Consider the following 19,052-nt stretch of genomic DNA (forward strand, 5'->3'; position numbering starts at 1 on the left):
GGGGATTTTGAAGATGCGATCGCTTTCATCAGTTGTCACAGTTGGCAGTTCCTCAACGACCAGGTTACATTAAAGTAATGAAACAAATTAGGTTGTACATGGTGAATGCAAATTTGCCCAGACCAATAACCCAAATAGTAGCCTGTCTGAGCCTGTTGGCTGTAATCGTTATAGTCGGCGCAGATTCTACCACCGCTCAACTGCCAACTTTGCAGAATGCAAATATTGCTTCAGTGCCAGCTAACCCCTCAAATGCAAGCGGTACTTACACTCTAGGAGGCGGAGACAACATCCGCGTCGATATTTTCGACTTGCCCCAATTTAGTGGCAGCTACCAGATTCCGGCGGGTGGGGTGATCCAGTTACCTCTAATTGGCAGTATCTCGATCCAAGGACTGACTCTGGAACAAGCAAGTACGGCTATTTCCCAAGCCTATAGACAGATTCTCAAACGCCCCCAGGTTACAGTTAGTCTGCAAGCAACACGGCCTCTCAACGTCTGGATTTCAGGAGAAGTTAACCGCCCAGGCTCTTATACCATTGCTCTCAACTCAGGAGCAGGTAATGTCCCTTCCGTACAGTTTCCCACTTTAGTGCAAGCTTTAGAAAAAGCTCAGGGCGTGACCCAAATCGCTGACATTCGGCGGGTAGAGCTGCGCCGAAAGGTGGGCGGAGTGGGTCAAATCCAAACCACGACCTTCGATCTGTGGCAATACTTACAGACAGGCAATGTGCCTGTGGATATTACTTTGCGGGATGGAGATACCATTTTCGTACCCACTGCGACCGCAGTGAATCTAGCAGAAGCCCGCCAAATTGCTGTTTCTACCTTTTCCTCCCCCGCCAATCAAGCTCGCACAGTAGCAGTGGTAGGAGAAGTAGTCAGACCGGGGCGGTATGTCGTAGTCGGAGGAGATACCGCCCCGGGCCAAGGCGTCCAAGGACTGCCAACAGTGACGCGGGCGATTCAGCTAGCTGGAGGTCTTAAGCCTCAAGCTGACATTCGCCAAGTTCTAGTGCGTCGCCCCACCAGTGCTGGCGCTGAACAAATCTTTACCGTTAACCTCTGGCAACTTTTGGAAAGCGGTGATGTCAATCAAGATACGATTGTGCAAGACGGAGATTCCATCGTCATTCTGACTGCGACGGAAATCAATCCGGCAGAAATATCTCAAATCGCCGACGCTAGCTTTTCTCCGGCTAAGATTCAAGTGAATGTGGTGGGAGAAATAGTCAGGCCAGGAGTGGTGGAGGTGGCAAGCAACACCACCCTGAACCAAGCGTTGATGGCGGCTGGAGGATTCAATACCAGTAGAGCTAAAAAGACTTCGGTGGAACTCATCCGCCTCAATTTTGATGGAACTGTTTCTCGGCGTATGGTAGAAATTGATTTTGCTCAAGGAATCAATGAGCTGACCAACCCCGTTGTCCGCAGTAAAGATATCATTGTAGTCAGGCGCTCTACTACAGCCGGAGTAATAGACACCGTTAACCTGATTTTAAGTCCCATTGGTGCCGTTCTGGCAATACCCAGCACTGGCAATGCGATCCTATCATTCCTGAATAGCTTGGGACTTATCAGATTGCCTAGATAAAAATTGTTAGTGATGGTGGATTAACAGTAGGAGTAAGCAAAAATATGAGTACAGAATATAATTTCCAGTCAACAGCCTCGAAGCGTAATGGAGTTCAGCATCAGGCAGCGCATGGTATCTCTCTAGGGAATTCTGAAACTAGCGATGAGCAACAGCCTTTGGATTTGGGCTGGCTGTTTGCCGTATTGCAAAGAAGAATGGGGATTATGGTGGCGATCGCACTTTTGCTGGGCGGAATTTCTGGGTCGCTGGTACTGTGGACAACGAAGAAAATTGACAGGTTCTATCAAGGTGGGTTCCAGGTTTTAGTAGAGCCAATCACGGCTGAAGGTAGATTGTCTCAATTATTGATTCAGTCTCAGAGTGCTAATTTTAGTGCTGATGAAGTTAACAAAGTCGGTTCCTCTGTCGAAGACAGCAGTATGGTAGATTATCCGACTATGTTGCGAGTTCTAAAGAGCCCGAAACTTTTGATACCACTATTAGAGAAAGTGCAAGCTAATTATGGAGATATTACTTATAAGCAAATCAATAATCAGTTAAAAATTAACCGCATTACCTATGCCAAAGATGGAAAAGAAGCTGGCACAAAAATTATAGAGTTCACTTACCAGGATAAAGACCCGGCTAAAATTAAGTCTGTTTTAGGTACTGTTTCCAAATACTATCTAGAGTACAGCCGCCAAGAGCGCCTGAAGCAGACGACAAGGGGTATGGCGTACATTGACAGCCAGCTCCCAGCGCTGCGGATGCGAGTAGATAAGCTCCAGCGGCAATTGCAATCGCTACGGCAGCAAGCTAATCTGAGCTTGCCAGATCAAAGCAGTAGAAGCTTTACTGATCAAGCGAGCGGTATTAGCTCTCAGCAAATTTCTCTGGAAGGGCAGCTTGCTGAAACGAGGAAGTTGTACAAAAATCTTAAGGAACAGCTAAGTCAAGGAAATACAGCCGGAGTAGTGGCTATCAATCCGAAAATGTATGAAACATTAATAGGTCAGCTCCAGACGATAGAAACTCAACTGGCAGTTAGTTCTACCCAATATCGTGAAGATAGTCCGCCGATGCAGTCTTTGCGAGAAAAACAGAAAAATATGCGTCGCCTGTTGGAGAAAGAGGCTGAATCGACGATCAAGACTGTGGCAGGCCAAATCCAGCAGCTAGAAGCTCGGCAGCAGAGTCTGATGGCAAGTGAAAGTAGTCTGAATAAAGCCATCAAAGATTTGCCTTCGGTCATGCGACAGTATGGGGATTTAGAGCGAGAGTTAGGGGTGGCGACAGAGAGCCTGAGGGTGTTTTTATCTAAACGGGAAACCCTGAAGCTAGGTGTGGGGCAGCAGGACACGCCGTGGACGCTCATCAATGAACCATCGATAATGACGAATGAAGAGGGCAGTCCTTTATCGGTGACTGCTACAAACAAGACGAAAAATTTGGTGATCGCATTAGTGTTGAGTCTCCTGTTTGGTGTGGCAGTAGGTTTTCTAGTAGAGGTTCTGAACACGGTTTTCCACACACCAGAAGAAGTGAAGTGGGGTACTAAACTGCCCGTCTTAGGTGTGGTGCCCCGGATCCAAAAACTCAAGAAAATCACCCGAAAATCGAAGCATCGGACACCAGTGATGAAGAATGTTAGCGATGCACATCCCCCAAAGGCTCCACAGTTAGAGGCGGCGAGGGGCAGCAATTTGCACGGAGATTTGGATTATTACTTTTTAGAAGCCTTCCGCTCCCTTTACACAAATCTCCGCTTGCTAAGTCCAGGGATGTCGATGCGCTCCCTAGTGATCGCTTCACCCGTAAAAGGCGATGGCAAGTCTACGGTTGCCTTTTACTTGGCGAAGACGGCAGCGAGTGTGGGTCTGCGAGTGTTGCTGGTAGACGCAGATTTGCGCTTGCCTCAACTTCACCTCCGGTTGGGCTTGCCAAACGTGCGCGGACTTAGTGATGCGATCGCCACAGACCTCAGCCTTAATGACGCGATCCAACGATCGTTAGAAGAAGACAACCTATTCGTGCTGACTGCTGGCCATACCCCGCCCGATCCGATTAAACTCCTATCATCCAAAAAAATGATCTATCTCATGGAGCAATTTCAAGCCTTTTTCGACTTAGTAATTTATGACACTCCACCGCTGGTGGGGCTTGCGGATGCACATATCCTGGCTGCTCAGACTGATGGCACATTGTTGGTGGTGAAGATCGATCGCACCGACCGCTCTCAGGTCATTCAAGCATTAGAAGGACTAAAAATTTCCGGTGCTTCTGTCTTAGGAACTGTGGTGAATGGGATTAAAGGCTCTAGACAAGCCTCGTCGCCTCGACCCATGGGTTTTGATACTGTCTACAACAATCAACTCCCGGTTTTGGGTAGTAAAACACCAGATACTCGTATTTGAGCTTGACCAAGAGGTCAACCTTTCGGTAGACCACTAACGATGCAGGGCTGTTTCATTTTCTGTGGATGGGCAGATGGGCAGATGGGCAGATGGGCAGATGGGGGCAAGCACGGGAGATTGCCCCTACAAGAGAATCAAACAGCTCTGTCCCTGGCCTGGGTTGAGGTATCCTGCTAGCATGGAAAAGGACACGGACAAAATCAGACTTTGAGGCAAAAATGCTATTCTTGAGATAACAGTGATAAACTAGCAAACAGAGCTAGCTCTGTCAACCGAGATTTCTCGGTAATTTTAATAAAAAGTAAGATAGTCAACAAAAGTGGGTAAGTTATATTTAACCAAGGGTAATATATATAACGGTACATTACCAGAAGTTCGTAAAAGTTTCAATGCAGAAACTAGGTGGAAATATGTTTGTTACCCAGGTCTAAATACACGCTCGTTTGAAAGAACAATTTCCGCCGGCCATATTGAATGGTCGCCGCAGTTAAAACTGCCGTAGTCGTGGCTCGCGCGGGCTACATCTAACCACCCATCTCAGGTCTAAAGACTCTGAATTTCCCACTTACCGAGTATTTTTATGAGTGTATCTTTATGAGTACAGTTATGGTTGTTGATGATAGCGTCACTCTGCGGGAGATGATCGCCGACTTGCTCAAAGGTAGGGGACTCAACGTCACAGTAGCTAGTGATGGCGTAGAAGCTCTAGAGCAAATCAAAGCCAACCGCCCGGATTTAGTTGTTCTGGATATCGTGATGCCCCGGATGAACGGCTACGAAGTCTGTCGCCGGCTCAAAAGCGACCCCAAAACTCAGAATTTGCCTGTGGTAATGTGTTCGAGCAAAAGCGAAGAGTTCGATCGCTACTGGGGAATGAAACAAGGAGCAGACGCTTACATTGCCAAACCATTTCACCCTCAAGAATTGGTGGGAACTATCAAGCAACTGCTGCGTGGTTGAAATTGAGGAATAGGGACAGAAAAAAAAGTTTTGAGTGCTGCCGATTTCTGTTCCCGCAGCCTCTCTAAACTACTCGATTGACAATAGTCCAAACATCCCCGTCCGATCGCACGTAGGGAACAGAAATACTTTTAAAACCCGTAATAAAAGGTTTGTAATAAACCTGCCAGTAACTGGGACTAATTTGGTCGGCGATGGCTTTAAGTTCTTTCACTTCAGCAGCCAGTTCCCCCGCCAGTTGGTTAATCCGTTCTGCGTGTCCGCGAGCGAGTTCTCTTCCCTCTTCAACTTGCTGCTCCATCGGACTGATTCTTTGCAAATTTACCGACTGCTGCTGTTTTTGATTCAGTTGAGCAGACAAAGCTGCGATCGCGTCATCTATCCCCTTGACTTCTGCCGAGACTTCTGCTGTTTCCCTCGCGTGACGGCGGTAAGCATCGGCGATGGCTTGAGGCGAATCACCTGCGGGGACAGCAGCGCCAATGCTTATCTGCTGGCGTTCCCGGCGCAAAGCTTCGATTTGAGAGCAAATTGCCTCTATGTCTGTCTGAAGTTTGTCCACTTAATTACCGCGTGGTTTTTGGATATTTTAGAATATTAACACAAATTAATCAGTCGATCGCCATTTTATGACAGGTTCCTAGTGAGGGCTTTAGTCCTTTCCAAATGCGGACGGTCATCCTCACTACAAACCAACTTTATGACAGGTTCGTAGTGAGAACTTTAGTTTTTTCCGAATGCGGACGGTCATCCTCACTACCAACATAATTACTAATAATTAATTGGGTTATTTTAATTGGCGATCGCTTGCAGCTTCAAACTGACGATCATCTCCACCAAGACATCGGGTTGCACCGGTTTAGCCAGATGCCGATCGAAACCAGCTTTCAAAGCCATCGCGCGGTCTTCCTCCCTAGCATAAGCCGTCAGGGCGATCGCCCGCAATTTCCCTCCTTTTCCCCCAGCCAAACAGCGCAGTTTTTTCAGCAGCCAATAGCCGTCTTCCTCCGACATTCCAATATCGCTCACCACAACATCCGGCACAAACTCAGCAGCAGTCTCCAACGCCTCTGCTGCTGAGGATGCAGCCCTGACAGCCCCCCGGAATCTGCCAAGACAAACCTCATAAATTCCCGCGAATCAACCTCGTCATCAACCACCAAAACCTTAACTCCCCGTAAATTACCAGCGCCCGCAAACACCTGTGCTTCCTCGCAGGCGATCGAATTTATCTGAATCCAAGGAAGGCGGAAAGCAAAAGTCGAGCCGAGATCCAGTCCCGGACTCTGGGCCCAAACCCTACCGCCGTGCAGTTCCACCAACTGCCGCACAATTGATATCTCCAGCCCCAAACCACTATAATTGCGAGTAATCGTAGCATCGGCTTGCCGGACACACTCAAACACGTAGGGCAGAAAATTCGCAGCAATCGCAATTCCCCTATCGGTAACAGCCAGCTCAACTTCCCAATCAAGTCGCTTGATTCACGGCGCTGCAAGTAAATCTAAAATCGTCGCGCAAAAAAAGGAGTTTTTATCTATTGATTTAAGTTAAATTTGTATCGGCTCAATAAGTAGGGGAAGGAGTTATTCTAGTTGCCAAGACAAGCCCAAGGGATAAAGAGAAGACTTTTCGCGAATAATAGTAGATAGAGAGGGAATAATTCCAAGTTGAGAAATTCGGTCACGCACATACTCGAAAAAACTGATTCCCAACTGACGAGTAGTAGCAACAAGAGACATAAAAGTATCCCAAGCCTGAGTACCCTCAATCGTCTGAGTTGCATAGCTAATATTACGTCGCTGCACCATAGTTCTGGCAGCTAACTCAGCCGGATTATTGTGCAGAGGTAATTCAGGATGCTCTAAAACCCTGAGCAACTCCGATACTTTTGTCGCAGTTAATTGTTTGCGTTCATCCAACAATTCATAGCCGCTTGGAGTTTCAAAAAGCCGCAGAAATTTAGACCTTAAAAGCATTGCAGCTTCGGGACTGGGAGCATCTTTATAAGCTAATAATTCCCGATAATAATCCCAAAAATCTTCGATAAATTTCCCTAAAATTACTTGATGGCAAGCGAATACTGGGCTTAATTTTTTGTAATGTCTTCCCTCGTGTACCCAACATAACGCTCGCTCAGTAGTGATTAACTTGAATTGGGGAGCATCATCACAACAAAGAGTTTGTACGACTGGGTAATCAGTTTGCTGATGATAGAAAGCAATAGCTGCTGCTTCCCTAATCCGGGTCAGTTGTTGAGCACCCAGTTTGGGTACATACTTATTGAGTAGGTGATTAAACTGTGACTCACTCAACACGGTTTCTTGAGGTAATAGCTTGAGAACATTCTGCCATTTAATCGGGATTTTGAAGTCCTGAATTAGTGAGAATGTGAGTGGATTCAGCATAAATTCTAATTCTCGTCCGGGCTGTAATCCTTTCAGTACCGTCAGTCTATCTTTATTGGCTGACGCACGAGTAGACTGTATATAAAGGGTTGCAGATGATATTTGTGGTATGGTTGACTCCACCTACACGCGCACCTGTTTGGTCGAAGTGTTGCCAAGGACTACTCGCTAGTCCTGAATCATAAACTTCTTTTTTCTCGGTTTCAAAACCGGAGTGGTTTTTGATTAACAGGTTGGATAAATAACCGGCTGAGATGGAAATACCTAAATCTGCTAAAAATTCTAGTAGTTTGCCTTGGGTCATATTGCCCCCTAGCGTACAAACTGATGATTAAGGCTTTTATGCCTGGTCCAAATTCTCCTTCGTAGCCTAATGGTAATTCTGCTACATAAGTTTTCCCAACTGAGGGCGAGTAATATTTCTGTTTGCGGAATAATATGTTGTCGGTTGCCAAGCTGATATCTTGGATGATTACTTGTTCGTATCCTTTAAATTCTGCATCTGCTGGCAGTTGGTCTGTGGGATATTCTAGTATTTCTTCTTGATCTATTTTAATCGTGGCGTTCTTACTGCCTTTTTTGTGCTTTTTTGGCGTTTTTCGTTCTTTTTCTGATGAGTGCTGACTTTTGAATCCTTTGGAGTTAGCTTTGATGTCTGGTTTTCCTTGTTCTCCCTTCAATCGGTTGTTTTCATCTTTCAACCGTTGATTCTCTGACTCCAAGTCTTTGACTTTTAATTGTAATTGCTCTATTAGATTCAGTAATATCTCTACTGTCTGACGCATTGATTCGTCTGCAATCCTTTTTGGGTCGATGGTTTGCAGTATATTGGAGGATGACTTGTTTTGTGAAATAATCTTTGGCGTCATGTTTCCTATTTTATGACACTTTGTGTACTCTGCTTACTTTTTTTTGCTCTGCTACCCCTACTTATTGAGCGGATACTTAAATTTTGTGGTATATTTTAAATAATAGAAGTGGAAAGTCTAATTTTAAAATTGCCACCACTTCCATTATTTAAAATATACTTTATAAATTCAAGTCTGTCAAGCTTTTTACTCAAAAAAAAGGCGATTTTTAAATTTTTTATTCAAAAAATATTGTTTAAAAGGGAAGAAATTGGTAGGAAGCGAACCGCAAATAAACGGAGATTTACGCGGATAATTTTTAGGGGTAATCCTAGGGTGCGTCGCTACCCTAAAAGTCGATTTTTTTAAGGATTTTTAATGACGGCGCACCCTAGGATTACTGCTGCACGACTTTTGATAAATGGTATGGCATCAAATCCGCTGGTATCGAAATTATAGTCTGGGAAGTAGACGATCGCACTGCACGGAGAAAATGATGATTTTGAGTGCAGTGTCCGAACCAGATAATTAGGCAATAACAGCGGCTTTCATTGTCAAAATGCGATCGATCGCATCCTCAACTACTTTATCTGGAGTCGAAGCGCCAGAAGTAACGCCCACCACAATATTACCATCAGGCAGCCAATTTTGGGTGACAATCAAATCTCCCCCTAAAGGCTTGTGTTCGATGCGATTTCCAGGTAAAATGCGCTCGGCAGAATCAATGTGATAAGAAGGAAGAGTTTTGTCGATCGCAATTTCCTGCAAGTGAGTAGTATTAGAAGAATTAAAACCGCCAATCACCAGCATCAAATCCAACTTTTCCTCAACCAAACTCAACATAGCATCCTGCCGTTCCTGAGTTGCATCGCAGATAGTATTAAAACTCAGAAAATGTTCATTAAGATTGGACGGCCCAAACTTCCGCAGCATCGTCTTTTCAAACAACTTACCAATATTCTCAGTTTCAGTTTTGAGCATAGTAGTTTGATTGGCAACCCCTACCCTCTCCAAATCTAAATCCGGGTCAAAACCAGCAGAATAAGCCTTGCTAAACTTAGCCAAAAACTCAGCACGATCGCCCCCGTGCAAGATATAATTGCTGACATATTCAGCTTCTGCCCAGTTCAAAACAATCAAATACTTATTAGCAAAAGAACTGGTAGCAACAGTTTCTTCGTGCTTGTACTGACCGTGAATAATCGAAGTATAATCTTTCTTCTTGTGCTTCTCAACAGTATTCCAAACCTTAGAAACCCAAGGACAAGTAGTATCAACAATCTTGCAGCCTTTATCATTAAGCAACTGCATTTCTTGGACGCTAGCCCCAAAAGCCGGTAAAATTACCACATCGCCGCTACTGACAACCGAAAAATCTTTTTGTCCCTTTTCAACAGCAATAAAACCAACCTCCATATCGCGCAAATGCTGATTGACAGAAGGATTGTGAATAATCTCATTAGTAATCCAAATCCGTTGGGTGGGGAAATGCTGGCGAGCCTCATAAGCAATAGCCACAGCGCGTTCCACGCCCCAGCAAAAGCCAAAAGCCTCAGCCAGCCGGATGGTGACGCCACCGCGCTCAAGCCTGTAATTGTTGTCGCGAATTTGCTGGATCAGACTGCTTTGATAAGCAGTCTGCATCACGTCAGCTACCTCAGCTTCGTGTCCGAAACCCTTGCGGTGGTAGTTTTCAGACTGTTGGAGCGATCGTTTAAAAGCTTTAGTATCCATGCGGTATTGAGTTCAAATCTAGGTGAATTACCTTTGATTTTAGAAGGCCTGGGCGCGATCGGGATTATTTGCTTCAGTAGGGAGGGAGGAGATATGCTATTTGTGCGATCGACACAGTGAGAGGGAAGAGGGAATGAACCGCGAAGACGCGTTAGGCGAAGCCGCGCGTAAGCGCTAGGACACGAAGGAAGAAGAAAGAAGAATGAGAGAATTGGGCGAACAGGTAGAACAGTTGGCTTATAGAGCGATTGGGGCCGCGATCGAGGTGCATCGGCTGTTGGGCCCAGGATTTTTAGAATCAGTGTATCAGGAATCCTTAGAAGTTGAATTTGGGATACGGGGGATACTTTGTGAGCCTAAAAAGCCAGTAGCAATCACCTACAAAAGTCATCAAGTCGGCGAAGGTCAATTAGACTTTCTGGTTGGCGATATCCTGATTGTCGAACTAAAAGCTGTCGAAAAGCTAGCTCCCATCCACGAAGCCCAAGTTATCTCCTATCTCAAAATGACAAAAAAAACCCTAGGCATTCTCATCAACTTCAACGTTCCCATCCTCAAAGAAGGCATCAAACGAATAATTCTCTCATCTTAACCCTTCTTCCTCCTCTTCCTTCGCGCTCTTTGCGCCTTCGCGGTTCGTTAAAAAAAGCGTAGAAACGCAGATAACTGCATCTCTACACGATCGCACTTACCCGAAAAAATCAGCCTCCCACCTTCTTCGGCGCAAAAGGAGAACCAGATTCAAAGGAACTGAAACCGCCGGCAAAATCCTCACCGTAAGCTTCTTCCCCGTGCAGGTCAATATCCAAACCCTTGTCTTCAGCAGATGAGGATACTCGCAGTTCCATAAACTGCCCCAAAATTTTCAAAATCACAAAAGTGCCGACAGCCGCAAACACGTAAGTAGCCAGAACACCTATAAACTGGGTCACGACTTGCCCCGGATTTCCAGCAAACAGCCCGTCATTTCCGGCAGCGTTAACGGCTTTAGTCGCAAATACGCCAGTCAGCATCGCCCCTACAGTCCCGCCGAGGCCGTGAATCGGGTAGGTATCTAAAGTATCGTCAAATCCCAGCTTAGCGCGCCAGCTAACGGCAAAGAAGCAGCAAACCGAAGTGATCGATCCGATCAAAAGCGCCCCCACTGGCAGCACGAATCCAGCCGCCGGTGTGATTCCTACCAATCCCGCTAGGAAACCGCTAGCAATTCCGACTGCTGTCGGTTTGCCTCTGAGTACCCATTCGATGATTGTCCAAGTTAAGCCGCCGCCTGCGGTAGCAATCATGGTGGTGACAAAAGCTACTGTGGCTAAGGAACCGGATGCCAAAGCGCTACCGCCGTTGAAGCCAAACCAGCCGAACCACAGCAGTCCAATTCCTAGCAAGACGTAGGGTACGTTGTGGGGGGTGTGGGGCTTGTTTAAGTGGTCTTTGCGGGGCCCGATTACCCAAGCTGCGACTACGGCTGATACGCCGGAACTGATGTGGACGACTGTACCGCCGGCAAAGTCTAGAGCTCCGATCGCTCCCAGCCAGCCTCTACCCCAAACCCAGTGCGCTAAAGGTGAGTAGATGAAGGTTGACCACAGCAGCACGAACCAGAAGTAGGTTTTGAATGTTACCCGTTCGACGATCGCCCCGGAAATCAAGGCGGGAGTGATGATGGCGAACATCATCTGGTAAACCATGAATACTTGGTGGGGTATTGTAGGTGCGTAGCCGATCGGATCTGGTTTGTCTGCGACGACGTTGTTTAAGAACATCCAGTCCAGGCCGCCAATGAAGCTTTCGATCCCTTTAGCAAAGCCTTGGGAGGCTGGAGTGGAAACGTCAAAGGCCAAACTGTAGCCCCACAGCGTCCATGTGACTCCGATCAGTCCCATCATGACTAAGCTCATCATCATGGTATTGAGGACGTTGCGCGATCGCACCAGCCCTCCGTAGAAAAACGCTAGTCCTGGTGTCATTAACAACACCAGTGCTGATGAGACTAACATCCATGCCGTATCGCCGGTGTCGATCGGATTCGCCACCACCGCAGCCGCCGCAGGAACAGCAGCAGGAGCATCTTGAGCTAAGGCATTGTCCATCAGTGGCCCGCTTAACAGCCACAGTGCGAGGATGCCGATCGTGAAACTTCTTTTGAACACGTTATTTTTACCTTCTAATACTCAGCATTTTTTAGGGAAGACGGAGCCGATTTTAGATGCGAGGATTTTAGATGCAATAGTTATTTGGTTTTAAGTCCCTGTTTGAGCGGAACCAATCTTCAATAGATAATTCCCTAGTCCTCAACTGCCCGACTACACACAACTGGATCGATCTAAATTGGTCAACTATCAATCTAATAGCCTATGCCTTTTGGATTGCACCATTTGTAGAAAGTATTATTCTGTATCAACGTATACTAGATATTTCAAAAATTGGATTTTTTAAATCTATTCCGTGGTATTTGACATAACCCGTGGAAGCGGAAACGGGACAGGGGAAGAAAGCTATAAAGGCTTCCTTCGGCGAAGCTGGCTGACAAGTCGCGATCGGGTAAAGAGGGGGAGTGTTCGGGAGAATATGACTTCATCCTTCATCTTTTTCACTGATGACTGATGACTGTTGACTGCTGACTGCTGACTGTTGACGGATGACTGTTGACTAATAACTAATAACGTTCGATCGGGAGGGACAGCAAAACATGACTGCTGACTAATGACTGCTGACTAATGACTGTTGACGGATGACTGCTAACTAATTTTTTAACTGCATCAGAGCAAACATTTGCAAGCCCGATCGCCAAACCAGATAACCTCGATCGTTAAGGTGCAAGCCGTCTGTGCTCAGTTCGATTGGTAAATTGCCGTCAGCATCCGCAAACAGCGGCTGCAAATCGAGATACAAAACATTTTCAGAACTAGCAATTTCTTTGAGCCGCCGATTGATGGAGCGAATTCGACTGTTAGGAATCGCCAGCAGCCGATCGCGATTTTCCCAAGTTGCTTGTTCCCCGCTGTGCGGCAAAATCGACTGCACCACCACTTGTGCTTTCGGGTGAGCCCACCGCAAATCGCGAATAATCTGCCGCTGGTTGTCCAAAATCCCTTCGTCGCTGGCCCCGCGCAGCAAATCGTTAATCCCGATCATGACAAACACTGTATCGGGTGCCGTGCGATCTAACAACTGCAAGCGCTTGAGCAAACCCACGGAAGTCTCCCCCGAAATCCCTTGATTGAGCCAAATGCGATCGGGCGGCAACATCTTTGCTGGAAACCACATACTCAAAGAATCCCCAGCCAAAACACTGAGTTTTGGGGGTCGATTCGCCGCCATCGCCTCAGCTTCCCGGCCCAACTGCATCACCCACTCCTGGTAAGTCCATTTGTGTCGCTGTCCCGGAACGGGTACGTCTAGCAATGTTTTTGTAGAGTTTGTCGCCGTCACAGAGCGAATTAGTTCCTCAGTGCCTCCTGCAACCGCAGCACTCTCCGTAGAGCTTTCTGTAATGTTGTGTCCCCTGGCGAGCATTTGAGCGATCGCGGCGATTAGTAGCGCGTTTGTCACCAGAGATAAGAAAGCCCAAACCGGAATTCTTTTCGATCGCCTAACTTCCATCCCTAAGAGGGATTTATGAGTTCTACTTCTGCTAACTCCTCCAAACTTCTCCATAAACTCAAGCTATTTGCAGACACCACACTGAATCATTAGCACTAATTGCTGCATCAAATTTGACCGCTCGATTTTCGCCTCAATTCTGGTAAGAATCAAGCACTGTACTGTGGGAGGGCGCGACGGCGATGCAGAACTTTGCTTTTTGGCACTACTTTATCATAAAAAATCTGGCTGCCAAACTTTCTGGCACACAAATCCGACAATTTGAGATATGAGATTTGAGATTTGAAATTGGGGTATGAGTTACTACATAAGGATTGAGGGCTGTTTTAGAGGTGCGTTTTTTTTGAAAGAGGGTTGGACGCACCAACCCGGTTTGTTAAGGTGAATCCAGCCCTAGATTCACGTACAAATCGCCAATCTAGGGCCAGAAAGCTGAAGAAAGTCGATCGATCGCACCCTCTCAAGTTTGGTCTAAAGTTTAGTAGTCCTGTCGCCAGAGCCTCCAGCATAACTGCCGTAGCTGGCATCACTTCTGTTTTCCAAGCTAGTTTGCTTCACAAAACCCGTGTAAGCTTCCATCCCGTGTTCGCCGATATCCAAACCTTCAGCCTCCTCAGCAGGAGAAACGCGGATACCCAGCAAAGCTTTTAGTGCCACCCAAAAAATCGAACTCAGCAACACGGTCATCCCGCCTACTGAGATCACGCCTACAAACTGCGCCCAGAGTTGACCGAAACCTCCGCCCACGAGCAATCCGGCTGTCGGGCCTGCGGTATAAAGTCCAGTTGTAGGCCCGTCAGCAAACAAACCAACTGCCAGAGTTCCCCAAATACCGCAGACTAAGTGAACTGAAGTTGCCCCTACAGGATCGTCAACTTTCAAGTTGTCGAAGAAAGTTACGGCGAAAACTACCAGGATGCCGGCGATCGTGCCAATAATGGCAGAGTTGGGTATGTTGATCCAAGCGCAGCCCGCTGTTATGGCGACTAAGCCGGCGAGGATGCCGTTGATAATCATCGAAAGATCGGGTTTGCCCAGGTAAAGCCAAGCGGTAATCGTGGCGGCAACTCCCCCGAAAGCACCGGCGGTGTTGGTGGTGATCGCAATGTGGGCGATCGCGTTTGGATCGAGTGCCATTGTCGAACCGGGATTGAACCCGAACCAACCCAACCACAGAATCAAACAGCCCAGGGTAGCAATGCTCATGTTGTGTCCCGGCATCGCCACAGTATCGCCGTCTCGGTACTTGCCCAGCCGCGGCCCGAGAAATGCCGCTCCCATCAAAGCAGCCCAACCGCCTACCGAGTGAACCACCGTCGAACCGGCAAAATCCCAAAATCCTGCTGTTGCCAGCCAGCCGCCACCCCAAATCCAGTGTCCGGTAATCGGGTAAGCAATGCCTACTAACAGCAAGCAGAAAATTAAGAATTCCAGAAATTTAATGCGCTCTGCAACTGCCCCAGAAACGATCGTGGCAGCAGTTCCCGCAAAAACTAATTGGAAAAAGAATTTAGCGTTGAGGGGCACTCCCGTCCAGTTTAAGGCGTTGAAGATGCCTTGATAAGCATCTCCTGTGGCGGGGCTGTTGTCAGCCACATTCCACAGGAAAAATCCGCCGCTGCTGCCGATAAAACCGTTGCCGTTGCTGAACATTAACGCAAAGCCGATCGCCCAAAACGCGATCGTTGACAGTGCAAAAACAATCAAGTTTTTGGACAGCACGTTAACCGCGTTTTTTTGACGGCAAAAACCGGTTTCCAACATACCGAAACCCGCGTTCATAAAGAACACTAGCATTCCAGTCACCATCACCCACATGGTATCCATGCCCACTTTGAGGCTTGCCAATTGTTCCTCGGTGGTTGGGGCGGCAGGCGTTTGGGCTACTGCGGCATATCCCCAAAGCGAGAATACGAGTACAGCTAAGGGTATGCAGGCTTGCCAACTCGGGCTCAGGCGGGCGATCGCCCTTTGTAATTTCTGGAACCTGTTAACTTTTGTAAAAGATTTCGCTGGTAAATCTAAAGACTCCCGCCTGAATTGTTTCGATTTTTTTTTCCCGACAGTCATTTTGATCATTTTTGCCCTTTTTATAACTGTTCCGATCGGTAAGAACCCGAAAACTTTCCAATTCTACTACAGAAGTTTATAGATTATTGTTCAGATTGAGATAGTTCTGATAACCTATATTTTCTAGCTGATTTTGTTTATTCATTACAGATTCGGACAAGTTTTTGCGGTATGCGAGGACTCGATCTAGCAATTCTGGCTGAGAAACTGCTAATATTTGAACTGCCAGCAAGCCGGCATTTTTAGCATTGCCGATCGCTACTGTTGCCACCGGTATCCCGGCTGGCATTTGCACGATCGAGTACAGCGAATCTACCCCTTGCAGGTGGCGGCTCGGTACCGGCACGCCAATCACTGGCAAAGGAGTTAAAGATGCTACCATTCCCGGCAGATGTGCCGCTCCCCCAGCACCTGCGATAATGACTTTCAAGCCCCGTTGGTGAGCGGTTTGGGCGTATTCTACCATGCGTAGGGGAGTGCGGTGGGCCGAGACGATCGCCACAGAGCAAGGTATGTTGAATTCTTCGCAAATGGCGATCGCATCAGACATGGTAGGCAAATCCGAATCGCTGCCCATAATAATTCCAACTATCGGTTGATTCATGCAATTTTCAGATGTGAGATTTCAGAATAATGGTAATTTTAAATTATCGCGTCAACTAAAATTTAGATATTTTGTAGCCAAACTGATGCAGGAGAGCAATTTAGTCACAAGCCAAAAGTGCAGAAAACAAAAAGCTCCGCATCCTCATCACCAACCCCCAGATCGAGGCGAGCAAATCTAAAACTTGTACGGCGCAGCCGAAAAATCTAAAATCTAAAATCTAAAACTTGTACGGCGCAGCCGAAAAATCTAAAATCTAAAATCTAAAACTTGTACGGCGCAGCCGAAAAATCTAAAATCTAAAATCTAAAATTTAAAATCGGATGACTGAAGCCACAACCCCAACAGCAGCCCCTATCAATATTCTCAATGCTCGCATCCCCGGTTGCAAGGATTTGCAAATGCTTGCTGTTGACGAAGCGGGCATCATTCAAGAAGTTTGCCCGATGGATGCAGTATTTAAACGGATTTGTCCTCCAGATTTGCAAGTGGTTGATGCAGCAGGCGATTGGATTTCCCTGGGCGGTGTTGACTTGCAAATTAACGGAGCTCTCGGTTTTGCTTTTCCCGATTTAGAAAGCAAAGAAATTGAAATTTTACCTAAAATTTGTCAATTTTTATGGTGTCAGGGAGTTGATGCTTTTTTGCCGACTTTGGTAACAACTTCGCTGAAAAAGTTTAGGCGATCGCTCTCGACGGTAGCTGATTATATCCGCAGTACAAAAAACGCTGCTCCAACAACAAATAATACAAAAATAGCGGAAATTATCGGCGTTCACCTCGAAGGCCCTTTTCTCAACCCACAGAAGCGAGGAGCTCACCCAGTTGAGTTTTTACTACCGCTAACTATAGAAAATGTCAAACAAGTTTTAGGAGATTGTGCCGAAGTTGTCAAAATAATTACTTTAGCACCTGAATTAGACAGCACCGGCGAAGTCATTCCCTACTTGCAAAGTTTGGGAATTACCGTCAGTCTCGGACACTCCCAAGCAACGGCAGAGCAAGCGCAGCAAGCATTTGCCAGCGGTGCTTCAATGGTAACTCACGCTTTTAATGCGATGCCGAGTTTGCACCACCGAGAACCGGGTTTGTTGGGCGCTGCGATCGTTTGTCCGGGCGCAAAATGCGGTTTAATTGCTGACGGAAAGCACGTTTCTCCCACAATGATCGATTTTTTGCTTCGCGCAGGCGGCTACGAAAAAGGCATTTTTTTGGTCAGCGATGCTTTAGCTCCTTTGGGTTTGCCTGAAGGTGTTTATCCTTGGGATTCCCGACAAATTGAAGTCAGAAAAGGTACGGCTTGGGTAAGATTGGATTACCACACGCCCCTGGAATCTGCTACTTTGGCAGGTACAACTCTGCCGCTGTTGGCGGGAGTGCAGAATTTGGTGAAGTGGGGGATTTGCGAACCCGAAAGTGCGATCGCCCTAGCAACTGAATCTCCCAGAAAGGCGATCGGACTTTCGGGAATTATCGGCCAACCTGCTGTTCAACTTTTGCGCTGGAATTTGAATGCAGCGACAAAAGAATTAACTTGGCACAGACTATTTTAGATTTTAGATTGTAATGGGTAATGGGGAATGGGGAATGGGGAATTGGGAATTGGGAATTGGGAATGGGGAATTGGGAATGGGGAATTGGGAATGGGGAATTGGGAATGGGGAATTGGGAATGGGGAATTGGGAATGGGAATTTTTCCTAATGACTAATGACTGATGACTGATGACTGATGACTTATGACTAATGACTAATGACTAATGACTTCTGCTATAATATCTAACCGTTGGCAATAACTCAGCAGCAGGCAGATCGATGAATTTGGTAGACGACAAGACTATAGTTAGACAGTATTTTAACTCGACGGGATTCGATCGCTGGCAGCGAATTTACGGCGACGGCAAAGTCAATAAAGTGCAGCTAGACATCCGTACCGGGCACCAGAAAACAGTGGATACAGTCATCGAATGGCTGCAAGCTGACGGCAATTTGCGGGGGCTGGCTGTCTGCGATGCCGGCTGCGGTGTGGGATCTTTGAGCATTCCCCTAGCTGAGGCTGGTGCAATTGTTTGCGCTAGCGATATCTCTGAAAAGATGGTAGCAGAAGCCTACGATCGATCGACAGCAGTTCCCGGCAAGCTCTACAACATATCCTTCGCAACCCAAGATTTAGAAGCCTTAACCGGCAAATTTCACACGGTTATTTGTCTGGACGTGCTGATCCACTATCCTCAAAATAAAGCCGCGGAAATGATCGCTCACTTAAGCTCGATCGCCCAATCGCGACTTATTCTCAGTTTTGCCCCCAAAACTGTAGCACTTACCGCCCTCAAAAAATTTGGCGAACTTTTCCCCGGCCCGAGCAAAACTACCCGCGCTTACCAGCACCGCGAAGCAGATATTATCAAAATCCTAGAAAGCAACGGTTTTTCGATTAACAGAACAGCCATGAATAGCACTAGCTTTTACTATTCTCGCTTGCTGGAAGCCGTGCGGAAATAGGTTAAAAATATCAGCAAATTCCGAGGTCAATTTAGATCGTTTGTTGGCTGTTGGGGCGGGTTTATACAATTTGTTGATCCGTGTCAAAGATTTAGGTGAACCCGCCCCAACTACATCTAAGCTGATTCTTGGTGGCCCGGATCGCCCCGGAGTTTTTCTATAAACTCTGGATAATTTTCCATATCCTCTAAGGATTTTAGCGGTGGATGCGTTACCCGGTTCCCTTCTGCGTTGATTTTATCAACATAAGCATAGAATGCCTCATTATCATCTCGATGAGCGAGTACATAAGCGCGTAACTCTTTTTTGCTCATTTCATTGAAGTTGGGTTTCAT

18 protein-coding genes are annotated in these 19,052 nt (G+C 46.8%); 7 read left to right on the forward strand and 11 right to left on the reverse strand.

Translation table 11 applies throughout. The features are described 5' to 3' along the window. Positions 1-77: 77 nt before the first annotated feature. From QUB13_RS13950 to QUB13_RS13960, 3 genes are all read left to right on the forward strand, one after another. On the forward strand, positions 78-1,595 hold the full coding sequence (locus QUB13_RS13950; RefSeq protein WP_333381700.1) for a polysaccharide biosynthesis/export family protein: 1,518 nt from the start codon (positions 78-80) through the stop codon (positions 1,593-1,595). Positions 1,596-1,639: 44 nt separating this feature from the next. After that, complete coding sequence (locus tag QUB13_RS13955) at positions 1,640-3,991, forward strand: GumC family protein (RefSeq protein ID WP_333381703.1); 2,352 nt, start codon at positions 1,640-1,642, stop codon at positions 3,989-3,991. A gap of 594 nt (positions 3,992-4,585) precedes the next feature. Continuing rightward, the gene (locus tag QUB13_RS13960) at positions 4,586-4,951 is read left to right on the forward strand and encodes a response regulator transcription factor (RefSeq protein WP_039886668.1); all 366 of its coding nucleotides are present in this window, start codon (positions 4,586-4,588) and stop codon (positions 4,949-4,951) included. A 64-nt stretch (positions 4,952-5,015) separates the two neighbouring features. Here the strand turns inward: QUB13_RS13960 and QUB13_RS13965 are convergent, their stop codons facing one another. The 6 genes from QUB13_RS13965 to QUB13_RS13990 all read right to left on the reverse strand — a co-directional run bounded on the left by QUB13_RS13965 (position 5,016) and on the right by QUB13_RS13990 (position 9,941). Next, positions 5,016-5,513 carry a hypothetical protein gene (locus tag QUB13_RS13965; RefSeq protein ID WP_333381706.1) on the reverse strand — a complete coding sequence of 166 codons (498 nt, stop codon included), beginning with the start codon at positions 5,511-5,513 and terminating at the stop codon, positions 5,016-5,018. A gap of 230 nt (positions 5,514-5,743) precedes the next feature. Beyond that, the gene (locus tag QUB13_RS13970; RefSeq protein WP_333381821.1) at positions 5,744-5,995 is read right to left on the reverse strand and encodes a response regulator; all 252 of its coding nucleotides are present in this window, start codon (positions 5,993-5,995) and stop codon (positions 5,744-5,746) included. After that, entirely contained in the window at positions 5,977-6,357 is a 381-nt protein-coding gene (locus QUB13_RS13975) for an ATP-binding protein (RefSeq protein ID WP_333381709.1), read from the reverse strand. The genes QUB13_RS13970 and QUB13_RS13975 overlap by 19 nt, the downstream gene beginning before the upstream one ends. A gap of 180 nt (positions 6,358-6,537) precedes the next feature. Further along, complete coding sequence (locus tag QUB13_RS13980; RefSeq protein WP_333381712.1) at positions 6,538-7,359, reverse strand: IS66 family transposase; 822 nt, start codon at positions 7,357-7,359, stop codon at positions 6,538-6,540. A gap of 203 nt (positions 7,360-7,562) precedes the next feature. After that, positions 7,563-8,144, reverse strand: coding sequence for a hypothetical protein (locus QUB13_RS13985; protein WP_333381714.1), 582 nt, complete (start codon positions 8,142-8,144; stop codon positions 7,563-7,565). A 591-nt stretch (positions 8,145-8,735) separates the two neighbouring features. Next, positions 8,736-9,941, reverse strand: a complete 1,206-nt coding sequence (locus tag QUB13_RS13990; protein ID WP_333381717.1) for a 4-hydroxy-3-methylbut-2-enyl diphosphate reductase — start codon at positions 9,939-9,941, stop codon at positions 8,736-8,738. A gap of 202 nt (positions 9,942-10,143) precedes the next feature. Here QUB13_RS13990 and QUB13_RS13995 point away from each other — a divergent pair, with 202 nt between their 5' ends. Then, complete coding sequence (locus QUB13_RS13995) at positions 10,144-10,533, forward strand: GxxExxY protein (RefSeq protein ID WP_333381720.1); 390 nt, start codon at positions 10,144-10,146, stop codon at positions 10,531-10,533. Between the two features lie 109 nt (positions 10,534-10,642). Here QUB13_RS13995 and QUB13_RS14000 read toward each other — a convergent pair whose 3' ends face one another. From QUB13_RS14000 to purE, 4 genes are all read right to left on the reverse strand, one after another. Beyond that, a complete protein-coding gene (locus tag QUB13_RS14000) occupies positions 10,643-12,091 on the reverse strand; it encodes an ammonium transporter (RefSeq protein WP_333381723.1) in 1,449 nt (482 codons plus the stop codon). Positions 12,092-12,683: 592 nt separating this feature from the next. After that, the gene (locus QUB13_RS14005; RefSeq protein WP_333381726.1) at positions 12,684-13,598 is read right to left on the reverse strand and encodes an SGNH/GDSL hydrolase family protein; all 915 of its coding nucleotides are present in this window, start codon (positions 13,596-13,598) and stop codon (positions 12,684-12,686) included. A 417-nt stretch (positions 13,599-14,015) separates the two neighbouring features. Further along, entirely contained in the window at positions 14,016-15,614 is a 1,599-nt protein-coding gene (locus QUB13_RS14010; RefSeq protein WP_442922166.1) for an ammonium transporter, read from the reverse strand. A 76-nt stretch (positions 15,615-15,690) separates the two neighbouring features. Next, positions 15,691-16,218: a 5-(carboxyamino)imidazole ribonucleotide mutase gene (gene purE / locus QUB13_RS14015; RefSeq protein ID WP_333381731.1), complete on the reverse strand. Its 528-nt coding sequence runs from the start codon at positions 16,216-16,218 to the stop codon at positions 15,691-15,693. A 323-nt stretch (positions 16,219-16,541) separates the two neighbouring features. Here purE and nagA point away from each other — a divergent pair, with 323 nt between their 5' ends. The 3 genes from nagA (at position 16,542) to bchM (ending at position 18,717) form a co-directional block, all read left to right on the forward strand. Continuing rightward, positions 16,542-17,771, forward strand: coding sequence for an N-acetylglucosamine-6-phosphate deacetylase (gene nagA / locus QUB13_RS14020; protein ID WP_333381734.1), 1,230 nt, complete (start codon positions 16,542-16,544; stop codon positions 17,769-17,771). Between the two features lie 13 nt (positions 17,772-17,784). Continuing rightward, positions 17,785-17,934, forward strand: a complete 150-nt coding sequence (locus QUB13_RS14025; RefSeq protein ID WP_333381736.1) for a hypothetical protein — start codon at positions 17,785-17,787, stop codon at positions 17,932-17,934. Positions 17,935-18,030: 96 nt separating this feature from the next. Next, positions 18,031-18,717: a magnesium protoporphyrin IX methyltransferase gene (gene bchM / locus QUB13_RS14030; RefSeq protein ID WP_333381739.1), complete on the forward strand. Its 687-nt coding sequence runs from the start codon at positions 18,031-18,033 to the stop codon at positions 18,715-18,717. Between the two features lie 116 nt (positions 18,718-18,833). Here the strand turns inward: bchM and QUB13_RS14035 are convergent, their stop codons facing one another. Beyond that, complete coding sequence (locus tag QUB13_RS14035; protein ID WP_194068052.1) at positions 18,834-19,052, reverse strand: DUF6887 family protein; 219 nt, start codon at positions 19,050-19,052, stop codon at positions 18,834-18,836.

The sequence above is a fragment of the Microcoleus sp. B4-D4 genome, assembly GCF_036705185.1.
Lineage (GTDB): Bacteria > Cyanobacteriota > Cyanobacteriia > Cyanobacteriales > Microcoleaceae > Microcoleus.

What these genes read in the sequence shown, in the direction of transcription:
- QUB13_RS13950 (WP_333381700.1), top strand. Translation starts at nt 78, where the DNA reads ATGAAACAAATTAGGTTGTACATGGTGAATGCAAATTTGCCCAGACCA.
- QUB13_RS13955 (WP_333381703.1), top strand. Translation starts at nt 1,640, where the DNA reads ATGAGTACAGAATATAATTTCCAGTCAACAGCCTCGAAGCGTAATGGA.
- QUB13_RS13960 (WP_039886668.1), top strand. Translation starts at nt 4,586, where the DNA reads ATGAGTACAGTTATGGTTGTTGATGATAGCGTCACTCTGCGGGAGATG.
- QUB13_RS13980 (WP_333381712.1), bottom strand. Translation starts at nt 7,359, where the DNA reads ATGCTGAATCCACTCACATTCTCACTAATTCAGGACTTCAAAATCCCG.
- QUB13_RS13985 (WP_333381714.1), bottom strand. Translation starts at nt 8,144, where the DNA reads ATGCGTCAGACAGTAGAGATATTACTGAATCTAATAGAGCAATTACAA.
- QUB13_RS13990 (WP_333381717.1), bottom strand. Translation starts at nt 9,941, where the DNA reads ATGGATACTAAAGCTTTTAAACGATCGCTCCAACAGTCTGAAAACTAC.
- QUB13_RS13995 (WP_333381720.1), top strand. Translation starts at nt 10,144, where the DNA reads ATGAGAGAATTGGGCGAACAGGTAGAACAGTTGGCTTATAGAGCGATT.
- QUB13_RS14005 (WP_333381726.1), bottom strand. Translation starts at nt 13,598, where the DNA reads ATGGAGAAGTTTGGAGGAGTTAGCAGAAGTAGAACTCATAAATCCCTC.
- QUB13_RS14010 (WP_442922166.1), bottom strand. Translation starts at nt 15,614, where the DNA reads ATGACTGTCGGGAAAAAAAAATCGAAACAATTCAGGCGGGAGTCTTTA.
- purE (WP_333381731.1), bottom strand. Translation starts at nt 16,218, where the DNA reads ATGAATCAACCGATAGTTGGAATTATTATGGGCAGCGATTCGGATTTG.
- nagA (WP_333381734.1), top strand. Translation starts at nt 16,542, where the DNA reads ATGACTGAAGCCACAACCCCAACAGCAGCCCCTATCAATATTCTCAAT.
- QUB13_RS14025 (WP_333381736.1), top strand. Translation starts at nt 17,785, where the DNA reads ATGGGTAATGGGGAATGGGGAATGGGGAATTGGGAATTGGGAATTGGG.
- bchM (WP_333381739.1), top strand. Translation starts at nt 18,031, where the DNA reads ATGAATTTGGTAGACGACAAGACTATAGTTAGACAGTATTTTAACTCG.
- QUB13_RS14035 (WP_194068052.1), bottom strand. Translation starts at nt 19,052, where the DNA reads ATGAAACCCAACTTCAATGAAATGAGCAAAAAAGAGTTACGCGCTTAT.